This is a genomic window from Pseudoalteromonas sp. 20-MNA-CIBAN-0454 (assembly GCF_040308685.1).
GTDB lineage: Bacteria > Pseudomonadota > Gammaproteobacteria > Enterobacterales > Alteromonadaceae > Pseudoalteromonas > Pseudoalteromonas nigrifaciens.
On sequence record NZ_JBEOOB010000002.1, the window covers coordinates 135,052 to 158,368 of the forward strand.

Sequence of the window (23,317 nt, forward strand, 5' to 3'; positions counted from 1 at the left end):
TGCCGTTTTTTGTTTTATTTAATTATTACTTTAAGTTTTTTATCAGCCAATATAAGTCAGAATGAACGCCTGCTGCAGTCACTTCCTTACCAGCACCTGGGCCTTGTATAATCAAGGCATTATTGCTGTACCACTGGCTGTTAATAACAAAAATATTATCACCCGGGGTTAAGTTTGCTAATGCGTCATTGGGCGTAACATACGCTAACCCTACTTTGGCCGTTACGCTATCGTGCCCAATACTCAGTAAACCTGTATAACGAAGTACCGCGTTTTGTAATTTTGCATTGCGTGCATGCTCTTCAATAAAAGTGTCGAGCTTATGTTTATTAGCTAAAAAGTCATCCCAGCTACCTAGTGCTAGCTCATCGGGCATTAACGGCGCTAAGGCAATGTCGTTAAGGTCTAATTCAACCCCTAACTCTCGCGCTAAAATAAGTAGCTTACGCTGCATATCTCGCCCCGATAAATCTTCGCGCGGATCGGGTTCAGTAAAACCCATTTGTTGCGCTTCAAGTAATAACTCAGAAAATGCAGTTGCGCCATTATACATACTACATAACCACGATAACGTACCCGAAAAAACACCTTCTATACGTGTTATTTTATCGCCACTGTTTTGTAAATCTGCAAGGGCAAAATTAATTGGTAAACCGGCACCCACACTAGCGTTATAGCGCCAATATAAATTGCGCTGCGCAATATTGTGCTGCAACGCTTTATACCAAGGAGTTGGCGCGGTACCAGCATACTTATTAGCACTAATTAAATGACAATCAAGCGCAACAAAATCTGGGTATAACTGACTAAATTGCTCGCTGGCGGTTATATCTATAACCACTTTATGCTCGTAATCAAGCTGGCCAATAGCGGTTAATAAATCTTGGCTGCTATAGTCAACAGCCTCTAACTGCCATTGGTTCTTCCAGTGCTGTACATTTATGCCGCTGGGATTAAATAGCAGTTTTTGCGAACGTGCTAATCCCACTAACTTAATATTAAAGTCGGTTGATAAGCGTGCTAGCTGCGCCGATAGTTGGCTAACAAATACATCCCCTACGTTACCAAGCCCTGCCACTATTAAGGCAATTTCTTGGCCTTTAGTGATCAGTTTATCGTGCAGCACATTAAGCACATCACTATCAATAAGCTGATCCGTCAGTAGCAATACATAACCACTATCTTGATGCACAAAGCGAGGTTCAATATTATGCAAATTGAGCAACTCGCGTGCCTGAGTACTCAATGAGTTTATATCTTGCTCAGGAGCAACTAGCGCGCAACCATGTAGGTTAGACTCGCTAATATTGGCTCTTCCTGCAAAGTAACTAACTACTTGATGGGTCGCTACTGCCGGTACTATTAGGTAAGTTTCACCCGCGCTACTAAAATGATGCAAACTATGTTGAATAAGCTGGCTAACCTGAGTTACCTCACCCTCAACTAGCCCTTCAACACTAAGTAAATCTATATTTTCTAATGTAGTAATAAAGCGTTTTTGTTTTACACAGCCCTCTTTCACTACATTTGTAGAGCTTGCTTGCACGTCAAAACTACTGCGCACCGCAAGCTTTATATCGGTATTTTTAAGTGGCGATAATGTTTTAGCGTGTAAAACGGGGTTACCTAATCTTGCCAATAAGTTAGCTTGCGCTCTACATACCTTAGCGTATTTAATGGCCTTGTTAACTTTACGTGGGTCGGTACTAAATATCCCTTGTGTATCGGTCCAAATATATACTTGTTTAGCATTGCAATAACTTGCCAATAAGGTTGCACTGTAATCACTACCATTGCGACCAAGAGTGACCGTATCGCCTTGGGTATTAGCCGCAATAAACCCTGTTACCACGTTAATTTTGTGCTGGCTAATAAGCTCACTACACTGCTGTGTATTTTGGCTATGCAATAATTGTCCATCACTTAGCGTAAACAAGCCTCTTGCGTCTTGCATGCATGCAGCAACATTAAGTTGCTGCAAATACGCTGCGAGCAAACGAGCTGACCACAACTCACCATAGGCGAGTAGCGCCGCTTCTTGCAACTGATCAGTACTCGCTAATTTAGCAACTAAACTTAGCTCTTCATTTAGAGTGGTTAAAGCGCTGCGCTTTAAATCGCCCTGCAGTAGCTGCGTTATTAAATCACTTTGATGATTGTTTAATTGCAATACAATATCAGCGAGCGCTTGAGTATCGTGCTGCTGATAACTTTGCCACAGTTTTACTAATGTATCTGTGGTTTTTCCTGCAGCCGATACCACTACACAATCACCGGGCTGAGCTTGCCCTATAATTATTTTTGCAACGCTTTTATAGCGCTCGGCTGAGCTTAAACTCGAACCACCAAACTTATGAATATTATTAGTCATATTAATTACCACAACGCCGGGTGAGCAGCGCTCAATTTAACATTACTACTTGCGCTAGCGCCTGCTTTACCTGCGTTATTGTGCTGACCTGGTTGCACTAAATTAAATACCCGATCAAAGTCTGCTAATAAATCTGCTACATCTTCAATACCTACCGACACACGAATAAGCGTATCGCCAACGCCAGCGGCTAAACGAGCCTCGGCTTCCATTCCTGCATGCGTCATTGTTGCTGGGTGGCATATTAAGCTCTCTACGCCACCTAAAGATTCAGCTAAGCTAAATGTTTTAAGGTTTGTTAAAAATGCAGCTGCGTCATTTACATCACCTTTAATGTCAAAACTAACCATGCCACCAAAACCAAGTTGCTGTGCTTTAGCCAATTCATGTTGTGGATGCGACTCTAGCCCCGGGTAATATACTTGGCTAACAAATTTTGAGCTTTCAAGGTACTTAGCAATAGCTAAGGCATTTTCTTGATGCTGTCGTAAGCGTACATTTAAAGTACGCAAGCCACGCAAAGTTAAGTAACTATCAAACGGTGCCCCCGTTATACCAATATTATTTGCCCACCAAGCCAGTTCTTCACCTAGTTCGTCAGTTGCAGCAATAACCGCACCGCCAACCACGTCTGAGTGGCCATTTATGTACTTAGTGGTTGAGTGCACCACAATATCAACGCCAAATTTAATCGGGTTTTGTAATGCAGGCGATAAAAAAGTGTTATCTGCGGCTACCAAAGCACCGCATTGTTTCGCAATATCGGTTACTGCTTTAATATCAGTTAAACGTAAAATAGGGTTACTAGGGGTTTCTATCCAAATTAACTTAGGTTTGATTACTAAAATTTGCTGCAAACTTTCTGGTTTAGTTAAATCTAACACTTCGAGTTTTAATAGGCCGCGCTTTTGTAATGAGGTAAATAAGCGATAGCTGCCGCCATAACAATCATGGGGGATCACTAACGTATCGTCACTATTAAGCAGCTGAGTGGCTAAGTGTACGGCAGCCATTCCTGTTGCAGTAATAATGCCGCGAGCACCACCTTCGAGTTCGCTGAGTGCTTGGGCTAAAGTATCACGATTTGGATTACCACTGCGGCCATAGTCATATTGACGTTTTGTATCAAAGTCGGCAAACGAATAAGTGGTTGATAAATACAGCGGAGGCACAACCGCGCCATGGTGCTTATCAGCATCGACACCACTGCGAACTGCAATTGTCGCTTTATTTTTTTCACTCATATTTATTACCTGCTTTATTTAGATGTTTAGACGTCTAAAACAGTAATTCATTCAACTTAAGAAGTCAAAACATTTAAACACCTAGCCATCTGTGCAACAAGTATTTGACTAATTTGTTTAAATCGATAGAATTTCACGCATATTCGCGCTATTTTTTAGTAGGGTGAGCAATTAATAATCTGAGGCAACGATACATCTTATGGCAAAATGGAATGGCGAGTATATTCACCCATACGCAGAACACGGGAAAAAATCAGAGCAAGTTAAAAAGATCACCGTTTCGATCCCGCTAAATGTATTAAAAGTACTAACCGATGAACGAACCCGTAGGCAAATTAATAACTTACGCCATGCAACTAATAGCGAGCTATTATGTGAAGCATTTTTGCATGCGTTTACTGGGCAACCGTTACCTAACGATGATGATTTACGTAAAGATAACGCCGAAAAAGTGCCTGAAGAAGTGAAAAAAATAATGCAAGAAATGGGCTTAGAAGTTCCTGTTTTAAACGAAGACTAAACAGCGGCTTTTAAACAAAAAAACCTCAGCCATGCTGAGGTTTTTTTATGGCTATAAATTACACTGAAGTAACTTAATACCGAGCAACATAATGCTGCTTATTCCATATAGTTTGCTGGCAGCTCTATTTGCGCTACGCCTGAAGCAATGGCTGCTAATGCAACTGCTTTAGCAATACGCGGCAATAAACGCGGGTCCATAGGCTTAGGAATAATATACTCTGCACCAAACGCTAGCTTATCGACACCGGCAGCTTTTAGTACTTCTGGCGGAACCGGCTCTTTGGCAATACTACGAATAGCTTCAACTGCTGCAATTTTCATTTCATCGTTAATTTCACTAGCACGCACATCAAGTGCACCACGGAAAATAAACGGAAAACACAACACGTTATTAACTTGGTTAGGGTAATCTGAGCGCCCTGTTGCCATAATTAAATCGCTTCGTGCGCCGTGTGCCAGTGCCGGATCAATCTCAGGGTCTGGGTTCGAACAAGCAAATACGACTGGCTTTGCTGCCATTAATTTTAAATCATCGGCCGATAATAAGTTAGGGCCCGACACACCAACAAATACGTCAGCATCTTCAATTACATCTTGTAATGTACGCTTATCGGTATTGTTAGCAAATAACTGTTTGTACTCGTTTAAATCATCACGGCGAGTGTGAATAACACCTTTACGATCAAGCATATAAATATGTTCACGCAGTGCACCACACTTAATTAATAACTCCATACAAGCAATCGCTGCAGCGCCGGCACCTAAACATACAATAACTGCATCTTCAATATCTTTGCCTTGCACTTCCAGCGCATTTATCATACCTGCAGCCGTTACAATAGCCGTGCCGTGCTGATCATCATGAAAAACAGGAATACTACAGCGTTCAATAAGCGCCTTTTCAATTTCAAAACACTCTGGTGCTTTAATATCTTCAAGGTTAATACCGCCAAAAGTATCAGCAATATTAGCCACAGTATTTATAAAGTCTTCGGTAGTGCGGTGTTTTACTTCAATATCAATTGAGTCAATGCCTGCAAAACGCTTAAACAACAACGCCTTGCCTTCCATTACCGGTTTTGACGCTAAAGGCCCTAAATTTCCTAAACCTAAAATAGCAGTACCATTGGTGATCACTGCAACCAAATTACCTTTACCTGTGTACTTATAGGCATTTACAGGGTCAGCAGCAATTTCACGCACCGGCTCAGCTACACCGGGGCTATAAGCTAAAGCGAGATCATGAGCCGTTTCTGCAGGCTTGGTTAGCTCAATGCTGATTTTACCTGGAACGGGGTGAGAGTGATAATGTAGTGCTTGTTCACGAAAGTCCGACATAACGCGATTATATCCTGCAATTTAAGTTAAAGTGAGAGGGAGTAAAGCGACACTTAACATGCCTTAAAGTACGATACCCTTATTATTTTTAAATTCCAAGCAATATCAGGTCTATCCTGTTATATGCTAGATCTGTTAATTTTAAGCGAATTTTCAGCAACTTCGATAAAAACATCGCTACTTTTCATAAATATAAATTGTGCTAAAAGGCACTTTTCAAGCTTATTTTAGTTAAAAGTATTATTCACAAAACAGCGTTTTTAAAATGTGAATAAAATCAGCTAAAAGCGATTATTTATTCTGCTTTAACAACACATAGCTTCATGTTGGCTACTTTTAGAAACCGAGTTTAAAATTTAGCTATTAAAAATATAGAGAATATTAGGTCATTTGTCTGCAAAGGTTTATGCATACCGAGAATAAGAACAGGAAATAGTTATGCAAAAGCAATAAACTTAAAACTAGCGAGGTTAGGGGGAAGTTAAGGATTTTTAGGCATAAAAAAAGCATCCTAAGATGCTTTTTTTAACTAAATAGCAATAATTACTTTTTGCTACCAAGTGCACCGAAACGCTTGTTGAAACGATCAACACGTCCGCCAGTGTCTAAAATCTTTTGCTTACCAGTGTAAAACGGGTGACACGCAGAACAAACGTCTAGGTGAATATTTTTACACAGAGTAGAGCTAGTTTCGAATTCGTTTCCACATGAACAAGTTGCAGAAATTACTTCGTACTTAGGGTGAATACCTTCTTTCATAGAAACCTCTAGTTAAGGCCGCATCGCTCTCCAAACCCGGAGTCTGGCACCATACGTCGTTAAAACAAATTTATTGGTGGCGGATTTTATCCAACAACCATCAAGCACACAAGCATTAATTAGTATTTTTGCTAAAAAAATAACCATTTTGAGTAAACAAGGTTATTTGGTAGTAGGTTTTTAGCTGTATTTTTAGTACATTAGGGCCAAGTATTAGCACGCCCTCCCCCATTATTTTTTTAACAGTTGAGTTACTATGTATTTTGTTGAAGTTGCTATAAAAGTTCCACTACCGCGCACCTTTGATTATAAAGTAGATAGCCAGCTTGGTGAAGCTTCTGCGCCATTAAAACCCGGAATGCGGGTGTTAGTACCCTTTGGTAATCAACGTAAAGTAGCCGTGGTTTTAGCGCTTAAAACAACAACCGAAGTGCCTGAAAACAAAATAAAGGCAATTTTTGAAATTATCGACGATACGCCAATTTTATCTGCAGAGCACATAGAGTTACTGCGCTTTACTGCCCGTTATTATTGCTACCCGCTGGGTGAAACCATTCATATTGCATTGCCAAGCGCACTACGCCAAGGCGAATCGCCTGATAAAACCAGCATTAATATGGTAGCCCTAACGGAAAAAGGCGCGCTGCTGCCGTCATTAAAAGCTAAGACTCAACTTAATTTACTAAAGCAGCTATCGCAATCAGGCAAGTCGTCATTAACCGAGTTAAAAGCTTTGGGCTTTAGTAAAAAAACCATTGATAGCTTAATAGATAAGGCACTCATAACGCAGTCAATTGAGCATGATAACCACTGGCAAAGTGTAGCCCCAACAGTGGGTAGCAAACCAACACTTAACAAAGAGCAAGCGGTTGCCTGCACCACAATTAATCAAAGCAGCGGTTTTAGCAGCTTTTTATTAGAAGGTGTAACCGGTAGCGGCAAAACAGAAGTGTACTTACAATGTTTAGAAGAAGTACTAAAGCGCGGCGAACAAGCACTAGTATTAGTGCCCGAAATAGGCTTAACCCCGCAAACCGTTAACCGCTTTCGCCGCCGCTTTCCCGACACCCCCATTATGCTTTGGCATTCAGCTTTAACCGATAATGAACGCTTACAAACCTGGCGTTTTTGCGAAAAAGCCAGCTGCGCCATAGTAATAGGCACACGTTCGAGTATTTTTCTGCCATTTTTAAAGCTCGGCATGATAGTGGTTGATGAAGAACATGACTCGTCTTTTAAACAGCAAGACACGCTGCGCTACCATGCCCGTGATTTAGCTGCGTATCGTGCATATCAGCATAAAATTCCGCTTATATTAGGCAGTGCAACACCGGCACTCGAAACCCTGCACAAAGCAATTAATAATAAATACCAACTACTGAGCCTTACTGAGCGCGCGCAAACCGCTACCGATAACCAATTTAAATTACTCGATATGAAAGGTCAGCCCGACCAAGCAGGCATTGCCCATGCCAGCCTTGCTACCATGCGCCAACATTTAAAACGTGGCAAACAAGTGATGGTGTTTTTAAATCGTCGTGGATTTTCGCCCACGTTAATTTGCCATGAATGTGGCTGGTTAAGCGAATGCAAGCGTTGCAGCACCAGTGCCACTTTTCATAAAGCTATTGGGCAAATGATTTGCCATCACTGTGGCGATCAATATCATGTTCCACACCAATGCCCCGACTGCGGTAGCACGCAAATTTTTCCTAATGGTAAAGGCACTGAGCAAATAGAAGAGTTTTTATCGAGTGAATTTCCACAAACCCCTGTTACACGTATCGACCGCGACTCTACTCGTCGTAAAGGCAGCCTTGAAAAAGCACTGGATGAAATAAACCTAGGCGGCGCGCGCATTTTAGTGGGCACGCAAATGTTGGCTAAAGGGCATCACTTTGCCGATGTAAGTTTAGTGGTTATTTTAGACGTAGACAGCGGCTTATACTCCTGTGATTTTAGAGCAACTGAGCATTTAGCCCAACTTGTTACGCAAGTGGCCGGGCGTGCTGGGCGCTCAGGTGAGGCAGGCCAAGTGTTATTGCAAACACATTTTCCTGAGCACCCACTATTACAAGATTTGGTTAATAATGGTTATCAGGATTTTGCTCGCTTTGCACTGCGTGAACGTGAAGATGCAGACCTACCACCAATCACAAATATGGCCATTGTTCGCGCCCAAGGACACAATATAAAACAAGTCGTCGATTTTTTGACAGATTTGGTTCCAGTAAGCGGGGTAACTGGTATACAATTGCTCGGTCCAATACCTGCTCCTCTTGAAAAAGTAGCAGGTATGTATCGTTTTCAATTACACATTCAAGCGCAAGATCGCCGCGTATTGCACCAATATCTTGCGCAAATGGTTGATTATCTAAGCACTAGCAAACTTGCACAAAAAGTACGCTGGAGCCTAGACGTAGACCCTATAGACATGATTTAGGTTAAGGCCAAAATAAAGCTATGGCACAGCACGATTACATTAACAAAAAACCAGCAAACCGCAAAAAAGCGAAATCAGCGCCCGCTAAAAAACCCTTTCCAATACTGTTAGTTTTAATTGTTACTTTATTGGTGGCAGGTTTTGCTTATGGCTTATGGTTTATTAAAAATAACGCCGATCCTGAGCTAGTTGAAAAACAAGCTAACCCTGTACCTACAACTCCTGTAGAAGTTGTTGTACCACGTACGCCTGCGTTTATTAAAGAAATTAGAAACCACGAAATTCAGGTTGAAGTAAAAGAACTTGAACAAAAAGGCCCTTACGTTATGCAATGCGGTTCGTTTAGAACCTACCCGCAGGCTGAATCGCTAAAAGCTAAAATAGCCTTTGCAGGGCTTATTTCTGAAATAAAAGAGACCACAGGCAGCAGTGGCATTTGGTATAAAGTACGCTTAGGCCCCTATAAAACCAAGCGCCAAGCTGAGAGCGATAAAAATAAACTTAAACGTGTAAAAATAGTCGGCTGCGGAATTTGGGGCTGGACTTGAAAATAAACCATTCACCCATATAACCTCTTCATAATCGTTTTTTACGAGTTGCCCCTGCAGCTCGATGATGAGGAATAATATGACTACTATCGTAAGTGTACGCCGCGGCAACAATGTTGTAATTGGCGGCGACGGCCAAGTTTCGCTTGGTAATACAGTAATGAAGGGCAATGCCCGTAAAGTTCGACGCCTCTATAATGGCAAAGTAATTGCTGGCTTTGCCGGCGGTACTGCTGATGCCTTCACCCTTTTCGAACGCTTTGAAAGCAAACTAGAAATGCACCAAGGTAACCTCACTAAAGCCGCGGTTGAAATGGCCAAAGACTGGCGCAGCGATCGCGCTTTGCGCAAGCTCGAAGCACTGCTTGCTGTAGCCGACGAAACAGCCTCTTTAATCATTACCGGTAATGGTGATGTAGTACAGCCAGAAAATGACTTAATTGCCATTGGCAGTGGCGGTAACTTTGCCCAATCGGCAGCAACTGCCTTACTGGAAAACACCGATTTAAGTGCTCGCGAAATAGTAGAAAAAAGCCTAACCATTGCAGGCAATATCTGCGTATTCACTAACGACTTTCAAACTATCGAAGAATTGTAACAGGAACCGCTATGTCTGCTATGACCCCAAGAGAAATTGTTCACGAGCTAGATCAGCACATTATTGGTCAAGCAAAAGCTAAAAAAGCCGTTGCTATTGCACTGCGTAACCGCTGGCGCCGGATGCAGCTAAGTGATGATTTACGTAATGAAGTAACACCTAAAAATATTTTAATGATTGGCCCAACGGGTGTTGGTAAAACCGAAATTGCGCGCCGTTTAGCTAAGCTTGCTAACGCGCCATTTATTAAAGTAGAAGCAACTAAATTCACCGAAATTGGCTATGTTGGTAAGGAAGTTGAAACCATCATCCGCGATTTAGTCGATGTTGCGATTAAAATGACGCGTGAGCAACAAACTAAAAAGTTTAAGCATCGCGCTGAAGAAGCAGCCGAAGAGCGTATTTTAGATGCGCTTTTACCACCAGCTAAAGATCAATATGGCGAAAGCCAACGCGATGACAGCTCTTCAACTCGTCAAACGTTTCGTAAAAAGCTACGTGAAGGCCAATTAGATGACAAAGAAATCGAAATTGATTTAGCTCAAGCACAACCAAACGTAGAAATTATGGCCCCCCCTGGTATGGAAGATATGACCAACCAGTTGCAAAGCATGTTTCAAAACATGGGTGGCGATAAGCGCACTAAGCGGAAGTTAAAAATTAAAGAAGCCTTTAAATTATTAAGTGAAGAAGAAGCCGCTAAGCTAGTTAATCCTGAAGAACTAAAAGAGCAGGCTATTTTTGCAGTTGAACAAAATGGTATTGTATTTATTGATGAAATAGACAAAATTTGTAAACGCGGTGACTCATCAGGTCCAGACGTTAGTCGTGAAGGCGTACAGCGCGACTTACTACCATTAATTGAAGGTTGTACGGTTAGCACTAAGCACGGCATGGTTAAAACTGACCATATGCTATTTATTGCTTCGGGCGCATTTCAAATGGCTAAGCCATCAGACATGATCCCTGAGCTACAAGGTCGCCTTCCTATTCGTGTAGAGCTTGAAGCACTTACTGCTGATGACTTTAAACGTATTTTAACAGAGCCGCATGCATCGCTTACCGAGCAGCAGCGTGAACTGCTTAAAACTGAGCAAGTTACTATTGAATTTAGTGATGATGCAATTGAGCGCATTGCTAAAGCCGCTTGGCAAGTTAACGAAAAAACCGAAAACATCGGTGCTCGTCGCTTACATACGGTAATGGAAAAGCTAATGGAAGAAATTTCATATGACGCTTCAGAGCAAGCCGGAACATCACTGGTAGTTGACGCCGCTTATGTTGAAAAACACTTAGGTGCGCTGGTTGAAGATGAAGACTTAAGCCGCTACATTCTTTAATTAAAATTAGCTGCATAAACAGTTATACTAAAAGCCTCCGCACTGGGGGCTTTTTAATGAGATAAAAATGAAACACGTAACAAAAGTACATTACCACAGCGTTAGCAAAAATTTAGATGTTTACTTTGATGATGACAGCCAAGCCGTATTTAGTTGTGAATTTTTACGTGTGCACTCTCCTTCTGCAGAAGTGCAAGGACATGGCTCAGGGCCAATGAAATTAGTATTCAATAAACAATCCGTTGGTATTAAAAACATTGCTCATGTTGGTCATTACGCACTGCGTTTAGATTTTGACGATGGCCACAATAGCGGGTTATTTAGCTGGCAATATTTTGCAAAACTACAGGCGCAGCAAGCGACTCTATGGGATGAGTATTTAAAGCGGGTTAGTGAGCACAATAACTCTAAAGACAGCGTACCCATAAAGTTTATTCCTTAAACTATACGGGTACTTTATTGCTAAGTTTTAAACCTTAAATTTGTCAATTGCAGCAAAAAGCACTCGTGCTTGCGCTGATACTTCTTCGCTTGTTTGCGCATTGTTAGCAGCGTGCCCTGAGGTGTTTCTGGCAATATCACGAATACTCACCACATTTTTATTTACTTCAGATGCTACTTGGCTTTGTTGATCAATTGCCACAGCAATTTGTGTGCTCATTTCCATAATCGTTTGCACATCTTCGGTTATTGCTCCGAGTAACTCACCAGCTCTATTTGCTTGCGATGCACTTTCATCACCTTGTGAGCGGCACTGATGCATAATACTCACCACTTCTTGAGTGCGCTGTTGTAGAGTATTTATTATACCTTCTATTTCACTTGTAGATTCTTGTGTTCGTTGAGCCAATGAGCGCACTTCATCTGCAACCACAGCAAACCCTCTGCCTTGCTCACCCGCTCTAGCGGCTTCAATAGCAGCGTTTAACGCTAACAAGTTAGTTTGATCGGCAATCGCACGAATAACATCAAGCACAGAGCCTATTGTTTCACCGTCTTTTTCTAATAAAGAAACGACACTTGACGCATGCTCTAAAGAGTCAGACAACCCTCTAATATGCGCGACGGTTGACTCAACCTCACTACGACCTTGTTGCGCACTTAAATTAGTTGATTCTGCTTTTTTAGCAGCAGCTTCGGTATTATGTGAAATATCTTGAATGGTCGCCTGCATTTCGGTCGCCGCAGTGGCCACCATATCGGCTTCATGTAATTGATCTTGCATACCCGAGCTGGTTGCGGCGGTACTTTCTGATAAATTTTCAGTCGCGATATTTAACGCATTTAAAGCCCCATTCACCTCATTTATAAGGTTATTAAAGTCACCAATTAAACTATTAAAATCTTTCGACATAATCGTAATTTCGTCATTGCCAATTTGCTCAATGGTTACTGTTAAATCATTATTGCGTCGAATCTTGTTTATAGATTGGTAAATACGCTCTACAGGTACAATGATAGAGCGACTGGTTAAGTAAACCAGGGTTAAAACTATAATACCCGATATAATAAACACCATAATAGCGACCGACTGTGCTTTAGCTATACTGGCTTCAACTTGCAATTTAGTATCTGCTACTAGCTGCATTACCAACTGATCACTTTGCTCTACACTTTGTTGCATGCGCCCAAGTGCGCCAGAGTCTAGATCAACACCTAATTCAAGCTGCGCTTTTACCAATGTTTGAAAAGCACTTTGATAATTAGACAGTAGGTTTTTTAAATTACTTTTAATGTTTTGACTTAGTGATGAGCTCGTTATTTTTTGCTGTAACGTATCAACATGATCTTGAAAACTTGCTAAATATTTTTCATCCAAACGTAACATAAAGTCTTTTTCGGCACGTCTTAGCTGTAGCATTAGGGTCAATAGCTGGTATTCATCTTGTTGATTGAGCAAACTTTCTACTTCATGCACAGCACTTCGCAGTTGCCCATAAAGCCCATCGTCTTGATGTAAGCCAATACTTTTTTGCAGTCGCACAACCTCATTAAAATCACTATAAAAGCTTTTTATTAAACGCATATAGAGGGTTATCTGCTGTGTATCAATCTCTGAATCTTGCATTTGCGATTGTAATTGAATTATTTGTTTATTTAATTGTGCGTATTCTTGTTCAAATAATGAGAGTGCTTGTGGCTGTTTATAAAACAAAAAGGTTTTTTCATGTGCACTTAACTGCAACTGATGAATGTTTAACTGCTCGGCCTGTTGCGTGATGTTCGTTAACTTTAACGTGGTTTGTGAGCCTGTGATAATTACATATAAAAAAGCCAGCATGGCCAAAGCAACAGTTAAAGCATTTAGCTGTAAACGCCGCTTAATGGTCAAGTTTTGCAAAACAATCATTGTTACACCTTTAAAAATTTAATGAGCAACTCTGTTACTTACACTTATATAACTTAAGCTTTTAACAAAGAAAGAAATACCGAAAAACACTAAAACACCTGCACTGCTGAGCACTTTTTAAAGTGACGTTATTTAGCTTAATTAACCGCGCAATTATTTAGTTGCGGATTATATGCCAGCAATAACTTAAGGCCTATACATTGTATAGGCCAATGATTACAAATTATTTATTAGCCGCCTATTTTGCCTAAATTTACTGCGATTAAGTCGTTGTTATTGCATATAAGGAGGGTATACTGAAGCATAAACTAATGTATCTTTTGAGGATAAAATAATGGATTACAGCACTTCTGACTTATGTGACCACTTTGCCGATGTGGTTGACGTGCTTGAACCTATGTTCATCAACTTTGGTGGCCGACACAGCTTTGGTGGCCGCATTAAAACGGTTAAATGTTTTGAAAATAATGAACTTATCCGTGAATTACTTTCTCAAGATGGTACAGACCTAGTGCTACTTATTGACGGTGGTGGCTCTACTCGTCGTGCGCTTATCGATATTGAACTGGCCGAACTTGCACTTGAAAGCAACTGGCAAGGTATTATTGTTTACGGGGCTGTACGCCACGTAGACGAAATTGAAGAGCTTGATTTAGGCATTCAAGCTATTGCCTCTATTCCGGTTGCAGCAGATAGCCAAGGCGCAGGCGAAGACGGCATTGGGGTTAACTTTGCTGGCGTATCGTTTTTTGATGATGACTTTATTTATGCCGACAGCACCGGCATTGTATTATCTGCAGAAGAGCTAGAACTGGAAATCGTAGAAATATAACGTGGCGCACTATTTAAACGTTTACGATGAAAGCGCGGTTAAGTCGTTTTGCACTAGTCGCGCTAACGAAACCAAAGTATGGCAGTCAATGTCATTACTCGATACCGACGTAAATATACAACAAGCGCTTAGCGATGCCGCACAATTTGGCATGCGCTACGTGTTACTGGGTATTTGTGAAGATATTGGCCCAAAAGCAAACTTAGGAGCCGGGGGTGCAGAGCAAGCATGGCCGGCTTTTTTACAACGTTTTTTAAACCAGCCTTATAATCAATTTATTGCCACGCAAAAAGTACTGTTACTTGGCGAAGTGCACACAGCTGATTTAATGGCGCAAAGCGCTCTACTCGACAACCAAAAACCTGCCCATTTAACACAGTTGCGTGAGTTATGTGAGCAACTTGATCAACGCGTAGAAGCTATATTAAGTTTAATATTTAAAGCGGGGCTTGAACCCATTGTTATTGGTGGCGGCCATAATAATTGCTTAGGTATTATAAAAGCGTTAGCTAAGTATAAAAACACCGCTATTAACGCTATAAATTTTGATCCCCACGCCGACTTTCGAGAATGCGAAGGCCGCCACAGTGGTAATGGCTTTAGCTATGCGTACAGCGCGCAGTATTTAAAAAGTTACCATGTTATTGGCTTGCACGAGCTAAAAAACAATCAAGCTATTATAGATGCGTTAGCCGCTGCTAATTTTACTTTTAATAGCTATCAGTCAATCGCCGTTAAACGTGAAATTAATCTAACTCAAGCAGTGAGCAATGCGCTGAAGAGTTTTGATGCAGCGCCTCTAGGTGTTGAGGTTGATTTAGATAGCATTGCATTTATGCCTGTAAGTGCTTATACCTGTAGTGGTTTTAGCGTAAGTGACGCTGAGCACTTTGTGCATTTAGCTGCAAGCAACCGCCACTCTCACTACTTGCACTTATGCGAAGCAGCTCCTATTCAACATCCCAGCGGGATTGAAGCCGGTAAAGTGCATTGCGGACAAGTTATTAGCGCACTAGTGAATAGTTACCTGCAAGCCAAAGAGTGTGCTTAATTACTTTGCTGCTGCGCTAATTGCCACTGCTTTAACCAGCTCATTAAACCAACACTGCTTAATGGGTGGCCAAAATAATAGCCTTGTGCAGCATAGCCTTTTAGGCTTTTTACAAATTTAAGCTGATCTAGGGTTTCAACCCCTTCAAAAATAACCTTAGTACTTTGTTGATTATGCATTTGCACCATACCAACAACTAGGCTGCGAATATTGTTTTGATTACTAAAATCAGCAGTTAATGCTGGCGCGACTTTAATGTATTCTACCGCTAAACTAGGTAACTTAGAGAGCGAAACGGGGTTATCGCCCAAACCATCAACACACACTTTTAAGCCTATATTATTAAGCCGCGCAATCATGGCTCGCCCTTTGTCATCTAGGTTAGTAAAAATATGTAGCGGGCACTCAACAATTAAATCGCCAGGCCTTAAGTTATGCTCTTTCATAGCACTCGTTACAAATTCTACAAACTCTTCATTGAGCATTTCAGGGCCAAATACATTAATGCTCAATGGCACTGCAAAGCCCTCCATACGCAATGCCATTGCAAGTTCAGCAGCGCGCTCTATAACAAATATAGCCAGTGGGTAAGCAAGCCCTGCAATTCTAATATCATCAATAAAACGACTCGCTGAAAGTATGCCTTGCTTAGGATGCTGCCAACGCAGTAATAGTTCTAAAAACTCAATTTGGCCATTATCATTTACAATAACCGGCTGAAAATACAGCTCGAACTCATTGGTGAAATCAATTTCTGCAAGCTCTTTTAATCGTGCTTGCTGCTCTAACTGCTCGATCATCATTTGTTGATGATAAGCAACCACCTGTTGTTTTGGCTGGCTATCAAGTGCTAAATAAGCCGATTTAATTAAATTGTCAAAGTCTTCATCTTGCTCATTACAATGCACATAGCTTGCTCTTGCGGTCACTTCTATAGTGCAGTTAGCCACATTAAAAGGTTTAAGTGTAGCGCCAAATATTTCGGTAATTATTTTTTCATGCAAGTGTTTATGGCTGGCTAAGTTACAAATAAAGGCAAAATTAAGCCCTCCTAAATGGGTTAGTTTTTCATCGTCCTCTAACGATACAATGCCATCATTATTGAGTAATTCTTTTATTCTATTCGCCGACTGAGCAAGCAGTAAATCACCAAAATCACGCCCAATATGCTGATTAACTTGCTCAAAACCTTCTAAACGAAGAATTACCAACGCCCCTAGTGACGGTGCTTTATTACGCCACGTATTATAACCTTGACGTAATTTTTGTTTATCGGCAAAAGAGGCCAGCGGAGAGCTTTCGATGTAATGTTCAGGTGCTGCTTGCTGCTGCTTCAAGGGCGCTTGATTAAGTGTCTCATTATTAGTAATAAACCCAGTTAATGATAATAACAACACCGCACTAACAATCCAAAACAGTGTAATGCCAAACGCTGCAATGGCTATAAGTAATGCTATAAACAACACCGCAGCAAGTGCACTTAATATAATTAACAGCTTGTTTTTATGTACAATTGCATGCCACAAATTAAAGCCAAAACCTAATGCGAGTAAAGCGCTAAGCCATGCAGCACCACTGCTTAAAATAGCCAACCCTATTAACCCTGTGCATAAGTAGCTTAATCTAGATGCTGTATTTTTTACGCTCAGCAAGGTAGCGATCATCGCCATAAGTAAGGCGCCACTAAAAAAAACCGGCAAGCCACTGTCGCTAATCAAGCTCAAATTAGCACTACTGGTACTGGCTAAAAAATTAAATAAAAGCATAAATATTAAGGCCTACTTATCGGTCTGGGGTAAAGGTGTGACTAAATAAGTTTACCCATAATCCATAAGTTTAACAGTTTATTTACCCCAAACTGGTAACTTAATTGTGCTGGATGGCTTATTTGCCACTGTGCAATGTCGGCCCTCGCACCTACTTTTAAAACTCCGCGGTCTGTTAACCCTAAAGCTTTAGCAGCATTACGAGTTACTCCAGCAAGTGACTGCTCGGGTGTTAATCTAAATAATGTGCATGCCATATTCATCATTAATTGTAGCGAACACAGCGGTGAGGTGCCCGGATTAAAGTCGCTAGCAATCGCTATAGGCACTTTATATTGATTAAGCAAAGCTATTGGCGGAAGTTGTGTTTCTCTTAAAAAGTAAAATGCGCCAGGCAACAATACTGCTACTGTGCCGGCCTGTGCCATCGCTTTTACGCCATCTTCATCTAGGTATTCAATATGATCAGCCGATAGCCCGTTAAATTGCGCCACCAGCTCAGCACCGTGTTGATTAGAGAGCTGCTCGGCATGGCATTTTACTGGCAAGTTATGTTTTTTTGCCGCCTCGAACACCCGCTTGGTTTGGGTATAGCTAAAGCCTACATTCTCACAAAAAACATCAACCGCATCAGCAAGGTTATTAACCACTACCTGATCAAGCATATCGTTACATACTAAATCAATATAGTCATCGCTACGCCCTTTGTACTCTGGTGGTAGCGCATGCGCCCCTAAAAAGGTGGTTTTAATATTAATAGGGTGATGCTCATCAAGTAAGCGCGCCACTTCTAATATTTTTATTTCGTTGGCAGTATCGAGTCCATAACCCGACTTTATTTCTACCGTTGTCACGCCCTCTGCCAGTAACGTATTTAACCTATCTTTGGCGGCTACAAATAACTGCTCATGATCGGCAGCGCGGGTGGCTTTAACTGTACTAGTTATACCGCCACCTTGGGCAGCAATTTGCTCATAACTCACCCCTTGTAAGCGCTGCTCAAACTCCTCTGCTCTAGAGCCTGCAAATACTAAATGCGTGTGGCAATCTATTAACCCTGGGGTTAACCATTGCCCTTTTATACTCAAAGTAGGCGTTGCAAACACATCAAAACTAGGTAAGTTTTTTTGCTCACCTAGCCACATAATTTTTCCATTTTTGATTGCTAAGGCTGCATTTTCTATCGCGCCATAAGGCGCCTCTACAGCACTATCTATAGTGGCAATGTTGGCATCGGTAAGCAGTAAATCAATATCTTCTAATTCATAACCTGGTGTTGCACTTTGCATATTGCGCGCCCTTGTGTTTTTTATAATGACTAAAATATAGTCTAACAACCCGTCTTGTATATACAAGGCAATTATGCCATCTTAATCTTATAGTTTATTTTTAATACAATTAAATACACCATGACAACGCCTAAATTTGCACAAATAAAACAGTTTATAGTTGATAAAATTAGCAGTGCTACATGGCAAGAAAACCAGCGTGTGCCTTCTGAAAACGAGCTAAGCAATCAATTTTCTGTAAGCCGTATGACCGCTCGACGCGCATTAAGCGAGCTAACCGAGGCGGGAATTTTAACTCGCAGCCAAGGGTTAGGCACCTTTGTTGCTAGCTTTAAATCGCAGTCGTCATTGCTTGAAATTAAAAATATTGCCGATGAAGTAAAAGAACGTAATGGTAATTATAGCTGTACGGTTTTGGCGCTTGAGTCGTTACCCGCAATTGCTAGCATTGCCATTGCACTGGGTATTAAAGTTAACAGCACTGTGTATCGCAGTGTATTGCTGCATAACGAAAATGCCAAACCACTGCAAGTAGAGGAACGCTTTGTAAACCCCGCTTTTGCCGCGCAGTACTTACAACAAAATTTTACGCTACTTACTCCACATGAGTACTTATCGAATGTAGCCCCGCTTACCCAAGCAACGCATACGGTGGAAGCCATTATGCCCAATAAACAAATGTGCCAGTGGCTTAACTTATCGAGTCAAGAACCTTGCCTGCAACTCATTCGCCGTACTTGGTCAAGCAACGGCATTGTGAGTTATGCCCGACTTGTTTCACCTGGGAGTAAGTATCGTTTAGGTGGTCACTTAACTTTTAAAAATAATAATTAAAAACTACAACAGGAGTAAATATGAACAATCGACTCGACAACAACCGCACAATACGCGCCCCCCACGGCGATAAAATTAGCGCTAAAAGTTGGCAAACCGAAGCCGCTAAACGCATGTTAATGAATAACTTAGACCCTGACGTTGCAGAGCATCCCCATGCATTAGTTGTTTATGGCGGCATTGGTCGCGCTGCACGTGACTGGCCCAGTTACGACAAAATTATAGCAACTCTCGATAGACTCGAAGATGACGAAACGCTACTCGTACAATCGGGTAAACCTGTAGGGGTATTTAAAACCCACAGTAATGCGCCGCGAGTACTCATAGCTAATTCTAACTTAGTACCGCACTGGGCTAATTGGGAGCACTTTAACGAGCTCGATAAAAAGGGCTTGATGATGTACGGGCAAATGACCGCGGGATCTTGGATTTACATTGGCTCACAAGGCATAGTGCAAGGCACTTACGAAACTTTTGTGGCCATGGCTAAACAACATTTTGCTGGCAGTGCTAAAGGTAAATGGGTATTAACTGGCGGGCTTGGTGGCATGGGCGGCGCACAACCTCTTGCTGCAACTATGGCAGGCTTTTGTGCATTAGTGGTGGAATGTGATGAAACCCGTATCGATTTTAGAATAAAAACCGGTTACGTAGATATTAAAGCCAACAACCTTGAACACGCACTACAACTTATAACTAATGCGTGCGTAAAAGGTGACGCTCTTTCGGTCGGGTTACTTGGTAATGCTGCCGATGTGTTTAGCACTTTAGTTAAAAGTGGCGTTACTCCCGATGTGGTCACCGATCAAACCTCAGCGCACGATCCGCTAAATGGCTATTTACCGCAAGGCTGGAGCATGGAACATGCAGCTAAAATGCGCGAACAAGACCCAAAAGCGGTTGTAACAGCAGCTAAGCAATCAATGGCGGTGCAAGTAAGAGCTATGCTCGCGCTGCAACAAGCGGGCGCTGCTACCACTGATTATGGCAACAATATTCGGCAAATGGCATTTGATGAAGGCGTTACCAACGCGTTTGATTTCCCAGGGTTTGTACCTGCGTATATTCGTCCTTTATTTTGCGAAGGCATTGGCCCATTTAGATGGGTGGCACTGTCGGGCGACCCCGAAGATATTTATAAAACCGATGCCAAAGTTAAAGAGTTAATCCCCGATGACGCACACTTACATAACTGGCTTGATATGGCGCGTGAACGTATTCAGTTTCAAGGCTTACCGGCGCGTATTTGCTGGGTAGGATTAAAAGACAGAGCCCGTCTTGCGCTCGCTTTTAACAACATGGTTAAAAATGGCGAGCTTAAAGCCCCGGTTGTTATTGGTCGCGACCACCTCGACTCTGGCTCGGTTGCTAGCCCTAACCGCGAAACCGAAGCTATGCTAGATGGCTCTGATGCGGTATCTGATTGGCCATTACTCAATGCACTTCTTAACACAGCCAGTGGTGCAACTTGGGTATCGCTACACCATGGCGGTGGCGTAGGTATGGGCTTTAGCCAACATGCAGGCGTAGTTATTGTGGCTGATGGCAGCGACGAAGCAAAACAGCGTATTGCCCGCGTACTGTGGAACGACCCTGCAACTGGAGTTATGCGCCACGCGGATGCAGGCTACGATATAGCAAAAAATTGTGCAAAAGAGCAAAACCTAGACTTACCAATGTTAAACGAGGAATGATCATGCTTGAACTAACTCTCACCCCCGGCTCGCTTGATTTAAACACACTAAGAAAAATTAATAATTCACCGGTAAAATTGAGCCTTATAAAGCATGCCGAGTCGCAAATAGCTGCCAGCGCACAAACAGTGCAAAACGTAATTAACGAGCACCGCACTGTATATGGTATTAATACCGGTTTTGGCTTATTAGCTAACACCAAAATTGCCGATAACGAACTAGAGCTATTACAACGCTCTATTGTACTTTCGCATGCGGCAGGTATTGGCGAGTATATGGATGACAGTACCGTACGCTTAATGATCACCTTAAAAATTAATTCACTGTCGCGTGGCTATTCTGGTATTCGTTTGCAGGTCATTGAATTTTTTATCCAGTTGCTTAATAGCCAAGTATACCCTTGCGTGCCTAAAAAAGGCTCGGTGGGTGCATCGGGCGATTTAGCACCGCTTGCTCATATGTGCTTGCCGTTACTAGCCGAAGGCCACATGCGCCACCAAGGGCAAATAATGAGTGCCGAGCAAGGGCTTAAAATTGCGGGGCTAAAACCACTTACCTTAGCCGCTAAAGAAGGCTTAGCCCTTTTAAACGGCACCCAAGCCTCGACTGCTTTTGCATTACAAGGGCTATTTAGAGCAGAGGATTTATACGCACAAAGCTGCGTAATTGGCGCTATGAGTATTGAAGCGGCCATGGGCAGCCGAGCACCATTTGATGCGCGTATTCATGAAATTCGAGGCCAACAAGGGCAAATAGATAGTGCAGCTATATTTAGAGCCTTGCTAGGTCCACAATCACAAATTAGTGAATCACACGTAAATTGTGAAAAAGTACAAGACCCCTACTCTTTACGCTGTCAGCCACAAGTGCTTGGTGCTTGCTTAACCCAAATTCGCCAGGCGGCAGAAGTTTTATTATGTGAGTCTAACGGCGTAACCGACAACCCGCTGGTATTTGCTGATGTGGGTGATATTATTTCTGGCGGTAATTTTCATGCAGAGCCGGTGGCAATGGCCGCCGATAACTTAGCAATTGCCATTGCTGAAATTGGCGCACTTGCCGAGCGCCGAATTGCTTTACTAATTGACTCTAGCCTATCTAAATTGCCGCCTTTTTTAGTTGAAAATGGCGGCGTAAACTCAGGCTTTATGATCGCCCAAGTAACTGCCGCAGCCCTGGCATCTGAAAACAAATCACTTGCCCACCCAGCTTCTGTAGATAGTTTGCCAACCTCGGCGAATCAAGAAGATCATGTGTCTATGGCCACTTTTGCGGCAAGGCGCTTGAAGGAAATGGCCGATAACACCCAAGGCGTACTTGCTGTTGAATGGTTAGCGGCCGCGCAGGGGTTAGAGTTTAGAAAGCCGCTTACAGCTGCTGCTAAAGTAGAGCGTGCTAAAAGCTTACTGCGCGAGCATGTAAGCTACTACGATAAAGACCGTTACTTTGCCCCCGATATTGAAGCTGCAAATGCGTTATTAAACGCAGGCAAGTTATGCAACTTTATTGAGGGTGACTGCTTAGTATCTTATTAAATTGCGTATTGGTAACTAAACCCTAACGCCTCAATGGCTGAGCCAAGCACTTTGCGCTCAGCCGTATCTGTTCCCGTAAAGCGTGGCATTTCGCCGCCATGTTGTTGGCACTTTTGCGCATAGTAATCGCGCTTACAAGGATGCGACGGGTTAACCACATTATAAATACTCTGCCCTTGATGCCAATGCTCAAGCACCGCAAAAATAGCGTTAATCACATCTTGCTGATGCACCATATTAACGACTTGCTCGGCAGAGGTATTTAGCTCTTTACCTGCAATAAAACGCCCCGGCTCTCTATTGGGTCCAACTAAACCGGCTAAGCGCAGCACTTTACCGTTTTGCTCTAGTACTTGCTCTTCAGCTTCATATAGCTTTATTTGTCGCTCGTTTGTACACGAAATATCGCTGCTTTCGCTATATACACCTGGTTCTTGATCGTACACTCCCGTTGATGAGCAAAGTAAAAAGCCCTTAGCATTCAGTTTTTTTGCCAGTGTAAGTGCTGCCGTTAATGTTTGCGCATAATTGTTTTCACTATGGCGACTACGTGGAGGAATAGCGCACACCCAGTAGGCATTTTGTAAATCAATTTGATGCGTTAACTGGCCATTTTCTAGCAAAAACTGACGTTCAAAATCATGCTCATGCACTGCTGAGCGGTGTGTACCCTGCACTTGCCAACCTGCTTGCTGCGCATTAACGCACAAAGCACTGCCTAGCCAGCCCGCGCCTAGTACCACTAAGTTGTTACTCTGATGATTCAATTTATATGACCCCGTTTATTTAAATGTATAATTCTT

At 42.2% G+C, this 23,317-nt stretch carries 19 protein-coding genes; 11 read left to right on the plus strand and 8 right to left on the minus strand.

The window, feature by feature from the left end; all coding sequences use genetic code 11:
• Positions 1-25: 25 nt before the first annotated feature.
• Positions 26-2,371, minus strand: coding sequence for a bifunctional aspartate kinase/homoserine dehydrogenase II (gene metL / locus AAEZ22_RS01635; RefSeq protein ID WP_352295899.1), 2,346 nt, complete (start codon positions 2,369-2,371; stop codon positions 26-28).
• 5 nt (positions 2,372-2,376) lie between these two features.
• Entirely contained in the window at positions 2,377-3,615 is a 1,239-nt protein-coding gene (metB, locus tag AAEZ22_RS01640) for a cystathionine gamma-synthase (RefSeq protein WP_011329367.1), read from the minus strand.
• A 199-nt stretch (positions 3,616-3,814) separates the two neighbouring features.
• Here metB and metJ point away from each other — a divergent pair, with 199 nt between their 5' ends.
• Positions 3,815-4,135, plus strand: a complete 321-nt coding sequence (gene metJ / locus AAEZ22_RS01645) for a met regulon transcriptional regulator MetJ (RefSeq protein WP_006793094.1) — start codon at positions 3,815-3,817, stop codon at positions 4,133-4,135.
• Positions 4,136-4,233: 98 nt separating this feature from the next.
• Here the strand turns inward: metJ and AAEZ22_RS01650 are convergent, their stop codons facing one another.
• Together AAEZ22_RS01650 and rpmE are read right to left on the minus strand one after the other, a co-directional pair.
• Entirely contained in the window at positions 4,234-5,475 is a 1,242-nt protein-coding gene (locus AAEZ22_RS01650; RefSeq protein ID WP_011329368.1) for a malic enzyme-like NAD(P)-binding protein, read from the minus strand.
• A gap of 543 nt (positions 5,476-6,018) precedes the next feature.
• On the minus strand, positions 6,019-6,234 hold the full coding sequence (rpmE, locus tag AAEZ22_RS01655; protein WP_011329369.1) for a 50S ribosomal protein L31: 216 nt from the start codon (positions 6,232-6,234) through the stop codon (positions 6,019-6,021).
• Positions 6,235-6,490: 256 nt separating this feature from the next.
• Between rpmE and priA the strand changes: the two genes are divergently transcribed.
• The 5 genes from priA (at position 6,491) to AAEZ22_RS01680 (ending at position 11,605) form a co-directional block, all read left to right on the plus strand.
• Positions 6,491-8,677 (plus strand): primosomal protein N', encoded by a 2,187-nt coding sequence (gene priA / locus AAEZ22_RS01660; protein WP_011329371.1) that lies wholly within the window; start codon positions 6,491-6,493, stop codon positions 8,675-8,677.
• Between the two features lie 20 nt (positions 8,678-8,697).
• Positions 8,698-9,225, plus strand: a complete 528-nt coding sequence (locus tag AAEZ22_RS01665; protein ID WP_011329372.1) for an SPOR domain-containing protein — start codon at positions 8,698-8,700, stop codon at positions 9,223-9,225.
• A gap of 79 nt (positions 9,226-9,304) precedes the next feature.
• Complete coding sequence (gene hslV, locus AAEZ22_RS01670) at positions 9,305-9,823, plus strand: ATP-dependent protease subunit HslV (RefSeq protein WP_011329373.1); 519 nt, start codon at positions 9,305-9,307, stop codon at positions 9,821-9,823.
• A gap of 11 nt (positions 9,824-9,834) precedes the next feature.
• On the plus strand, positions 9,835-11,163 hold the full coding sequence (hslU, locus tag AAEZ22_RS01675) for an ATP-dependent protease ATPase subunit HslU (RefSeq protein WP_011329374.1): 1,329 nt from the start codon (positions 9,835-9,837) through the stop codon (positions 11,161-11,163).
• Between the two features lie 67 nt (positions 11,164-11,230).
• Positions 11,231-11,605 (plus strand): gamma-butyrobetaine hydroxylase family protein, encoded by a 375-nt coding sequence (locus tag AAEZ22_RS01680; RefSeq protein WP_011329375.1) that lies wholly within the window; start codon positions 11,231-11,233, stop codon positions 11,603-11,605.
• A 27-nt stretch (positions 11,606-11,632) separates the two neighbouring features.
• On the opposite strand, the gene AAEZ22_RS01685 is transcribed toward AAEZ22_RS01680, so the two are convergent.
• Complete coding sequence (locus AAEZ22_RS01685; protein ID WP_352295902.1) at positions 11,633-13,513, minus strand: methyl-accepting chemotaxis protein; 1,881 nt, start codon at positions 13,511-13,513, stop codon at positions 11,633-11,635.
• 334 nt (positions 13,514-13,847) lie between these two features.
• Between AAEZ22_RS01685 and rraA the strand changes: the two genes are divergently transcribed.
• Positions 13,848-14,345, plus strand: a complete 498-nt coding sequence (rraA, locus tag AAEZ22_RS01690) for a ribonuclease E activity regulator RraA (protein WP_352295905.1) — start codon at positions 13,848-13,850, stop codon at positions 14,343-14,345.
• A gap of 1 nt (position 14,346) precedes the next feature.
• The gene (locus tag AAEZ22_RS01695) at positions 14,347-15,396 is read left to right on the plus strand and encodes a formimidoylglutamase (RefSeq protein ID WP_192531520.1); all 1,050 of its coding nucleotides are present in this window, start codon (positions 14,347-14,349) and stop codon (positions 15,394-15,396) included.
• Here AAEZ22_RS01695 and AAEZ22_RS01700 read toward each other — a convergent pair.
• Both AAEZ22_RS01700 and hutI read right to left on the minus strand, forming a co-directional pair.
• Positions 15,393-17,162 (minus strand): EAL domain-containing protein, encoded by a 1,770-nt coding sequence (locus tag AAEZ22_RS01700; RefSeq protein ID WP_372811821.1) that lies wholly within the window; start codon positions 17,160-17,162, stop codon positions 15,393-15,395. The two genes, AAEZ22_RS01695 and AAEZ22_RS01700, sit on opposite strands and share 4 nt — an antisense overlap.
• A 41-nt stretch (positions 17,163-17,203) precedes the next feature.
• A complete protein-coding gene (hutI, locus tag AAEZ22_RS01705) occupies positions 17,204-18,451 on the minus strand; it encodes an imidazolonepropionase (protein WP_352295909.1) in 1,248 nt (415 codons plus the stop codon).
• Positions 18,452-18,571: 120 nt separating this feature from the next.
• Here hutI and hutC point away from each other — a divergent pair, with 120 nt between their 5' ends.
• The 3 genes from hutC to hutH are packed head-to-tail and all read left to right on the plus strand — an operon-like array spanning position 18,572 to position 22,514.
• Entirely contained in the window at positions 18,572-19,285 is a 714-nt protein-coding gene (hutC, locus tag AAEZ22_RS01710) for a histidine utilization transcriptional repressor HutC (protein ID WP_192531518.1), read from the plus strand.
• A 20-nt stretch (positions 19,286-19,305) separates the two neighbouring features.
• On the plus strand, positions 19,306-20,979 hold the full coding sequence (hutU, locus tag AAEZ22_RS01715; RefSeq protein WP_182683861.1) for a urocanate hydratase: 1,674 nt from the start codon (positions 19,306-19,308) through the stop codon (positions 20,977-20,979).
• Positions 20,980-20,981: 2 nt separating this feature from the next.
• Positions 20,982-22,514, plus strand: coding sequence for a histidine ammonia-lyase (gene hutH, locus AAEZ22_RS01720; protein WP_352295912.1), 1,533 nt, complete (start codon positions 20,982-20,984; stop codon positions 22,512-22,514).
• Here hutH and AAEZ22_RS01725 read toward each other — a convergent pair.
• Entirely contained in the window at positions 22,511-23,281 is a 771-nt protein-coding gene (locus AAEZ22_RS01725; protein ID WP_041454596.1) for an NAD-dependent epimerase/dehydratase family protein, read from the minus strand. The two genes, hutH and AAEZ22_RS01725, sit on opposite strands and share 4 nt — an antisense overlap.
• Between the last annotated feature and the right edge of the window lie 36 nt (positions 23,282-23,317).

Excerpts from the sequence above, each read along its gene's own strand:
- metL (WP_352295899.1), bottom strand. The coding sequence starts at position 2,371 with ATGACTAATAATATTCATAAGTTTGGTGGTTCGAGTTTAAGCTCAGCC.
- metB (WP_011329367.1), bottom strand. The coding sequence starts at position 3,615 with ATGAGTGAAAAAAATAAAGCGACAATTGCAGTTCGCAGTGGTGTCGAT.
- metJ (WP_006793094.1), top strand. The coding sequence starts at position 3,815 with ATGGCAAAATGGAATGGCGAGTATATTCACCCATACGCAGAACACGGG.
- AAEZ22_RS01650 (WP_011329368.1), bottom strand. The coding sequence starts at position 5,475 with ATGTCGGACTTTCGTGAACAAGCACTACATTATCACTCTCACCCCGTT.
- rpmE (WP_011329369.1), bottom strand. The coding sequence starts at position 6,234 with ATGAAAGAAGGTATTCACCCTAAGTACGAAGTAATTTCTGCAACTTGT.
- priA (WP_011329371.1), top strand. The coding sequence starts at position 6,491 with ATGTATTTTGTTGAAGTTGCTATAAAAGTTCCACTACCGCGCACCTTT.
- AAEZ22_RS01665 (WP_011329372.1), top strand. The coding sequence starts at position 8,698 with ATGGCACAGCACGATTACATTAACAAAAAACCAGCAAACCGCAAAAAA.
- hslV (WP_011329373.1), top strand. The coding sequence starts at position 9,305 with ATGACTACTATCGTAAGTGTACGCCGCGGCAACAATGTTGTAATTGGC.
- hslU (WP_011329374.1), top strand. The coding sequence starts at position 9,835 with ATGTCTGCTATGACCCCAAGAGAAATTGTTCACGAGCTAGATCAGCAC.
- AAEZ22_RS01680 (WP_011329375.1), top strand. The coding sequence starts at position 11,231 with ATGAAACACGTAACAAAAGTACATTACCACAGCGTTAGCAAAAATTTA.
- AAEZ22_RS01685 (WP_352295902.1), bottom strand. The coding sequence starts at position 13,513 with ATGATTGTTTTGCAAAACTTGACCATTAAGCGGCGTTTACAGCTAAAT.
- rraA (WP_352295905.1), top strand. The coding sequence starts at position 13,848 with ATGGATTACAGCACTTCTGACTTATGTGACCACTTTGCCGATGTGGTT.
- AAEZ22_RS01700 (WP_372811821.1), bottom strand. The coding sequence starts at position 17,162 with ATGCTTTTATTTAATTTTTTAGCCAGTACCAGTAGTGCTAATTTGAGC.
- hutI (WP_352295909.1), bottom strand. The coding sequence starts at position 18,451 with ATGCAAAGTGCAACACCAGGTTATGAATTAGAAGATATTGATTTACTG.
- hutC (WP_192531518.1), top strand. The coding sequence starts at position 18,572 with ATGACAACGCCTAAATTTGCACAAATAAAACAGTTTATAGTTGATAAA.
- hutU (WP_182683861.1), top strand. The coding sequence starts at position 19,306 with ATGAACAATCGACTCGACAACAACCGCACAATACGCGCCCCCCACGGC.
- hutH (WP_352295912.1), top strand. The coding sequence starts at position 20,982 with ATGCTTGAACTAACTCTCACCCCCGGCTCGCTTGATTTAAACACACTA.